The following is a 1,616-nucleotide window of genomic DNA, read 5'->3' as shown; positions in this document are numbered from 1 at the left end:
TTTTTCTATCTATCAGAAGAGATTAGTCGCGAAGTGCTGCGCCGAATTTCTCTGAGATTTAAGCTACGATAGCATCTACTGAACCGGCGATATCTGCATCTTCAAGTGTGTGTACTAAAGGCTGTAGGCTAAGTACGATAGCTAGAATGTATACTTTGCATGGATGCCCATTACAACACCAGGACCATCCGGGGTCACAGAATCACTTATAGTATTGTACCCATCAGTCATTGTTGCAGTTAGATCACCGTTAACTAAGGCAAAACCTAACTTACCACCAATGCTGAAGCTATCAGTAAAATAGTGGTCTACGCGTCCTGCAAGTGAAAATGAAGTGAAGTCAGTTTCAGCAATAGCAGTTAAGCCGTACGCGCTTTCGCTACGATCACCACTTGTATTGGTTAAACCAAATTCAGCACCAATAAATGTATTTCGTGATGTACCGACTGAACGAGCAAGATAAACAGAAACACCAATAGCTTGAGTATCGATCTTTGTCGTATCGTAGATATTCGCTTCACTCGATAGACCATAGTGCCCTGATAACTCAATCAAGCGGTCAAATTCACCGCTATCTTTGATCCAAGTATGACCAAAATTAAGTGTAACATCGGTTTGTTCATTATCTGATATGAAGTAAGCATTCGAAAGGTCGTAAGAATTAACACTGTACTCGAGACCTAAGTGAAAACCTGCTTTCCCATTATCAGCCGCAGCACTAAAAGAAACAGCAACAGATAAAGCAATAATGGACTTTTTCATTTTTATAATCTTTAAATATCCCTACAATTTAGGGGCGCGAATTATGTATGTATATAAAATCACTAATATTGACTTAGATCATTAATATTAAAAATGACAAATCAATCAATAATCACAAACTAAAAGTCGTCGTCTATTAAATTATGCCTTACATATATCTTAAGAAAAATAAAGATTACGATATCAATCGTGACGATAGAAATTTATAATCATGGAAACAATATAACGTGATCTTCGTCAAAAATAATTCAGAGTTGCTACATATACTGCAGCTCATTTTATTTTCAGATGAAGTACATGAAAAATATTAAACTAGCAACATTTACCCTAGGTAGCGTTCTCACGTTATCTGGTTGTCAATCAAGTATTCAGCATTATGAAAATGTTAACGTGAAACAAAATGTCTCTCTAAGTACATCGATTGGTGGTAGCGTTTTTCGTATTCAAAAAAACAAAGATCTTGAAAACGCGTTTGGTGGTGCTGATATTTACGGTGGTAAAGTAAATACTGGTTACTCCGACTTGCGTTTTATGGGAATGACTAATAATAATGAAGTTATATTCCGCTACACTGATGTTGTAATTGATAGTAACGAAACCACAATGTCTCGTTATGGTTCAGACCGTACATACGTTAACTCTGATGCATGGGGTAATGTATCTGCAACTACATACCGTAAAAAAGAACATCAAACTACACACTTACCACCAAATACTGTCGAGTTTATTGTACCCGTGTCGACAAAATCATTCCCTATCAGCGGTTACAACTTGAACATAAAAAATGCAACTAGCTATAGTCTTCAATACACAGTTACCAAATAAAAATAATTTAACTTATTATCCCTATTAAA

The 1,616-nt window shown here is 36.0% G+C and carries 2 protein-coding genes; one reads left to right on the top strand and one right to left on the bottom strand.

Going from position 1 to position 1,616, the window contains the following annotated elements; translation table 11 throughout:
• Positions 1–141: 141 nt before the first annotated feature.
• Positions 142–762 (bottom strand): hypothetical protein, encoded by a 621-nt coding sequence (locus AB4232_RS22520; protein ID WP_372088076.1) that lies wholly within the window; start codon positions 760–762, stop codon positions 142–144.
• Positions 763–1,059: 297 nt separating this feature from the next.
• Between AB4232_RS22520 and AB4232_RS22515 the strand changes: the two genes are divergently transcribed.
• Positions 1,060–1,587 (top strand): peptidase, encoded by a 528-nt coding sequence (locus AB4232_RS22515; RefSeq protein ID WP_136999068.1) that lies wholly within the window; start codon positions 1,060–1,062, stop codon positions 1,585–1,587.
• The last annotated feature ends 29 nt before the right edge of the window (positions 1,588–1,616 follow it).

The organism is Vibrio sp. 10N.286.46.A8 (assembly GCF_041470165.1).
In the GTDB taxonomy this organism is placed as follows: Bacteria; Pseudomonadota; Gammaproteobacteria; order Enterobacterales; family Vibrionaceae; genus Vibrio; species Vibrio tasmaniensis_A.
The sequence above is the reverse complement of the archived record's forward strand: the minus strand, read 5'-3'. Positions and strand labels throughout refer to the sequence as shown.

Bases quoted from the DNA above. Each gene is read 5' to 3' on its own strand.
- AB4232_RS22520 (WP_372088076.1), bottom strand. From the start codon at position 762: ATGAAAAAGTCCATTATTGCTTTATCTGTTGCTGTTTCTTTTAGTGCT.
- AB4232_RS22515 (WP_136999068.1), top strand. From the start codon at position 1,060: ATGAAAAATATTAAACTAGCAACATTTACCCTAGGTAGCGTTCTCACG.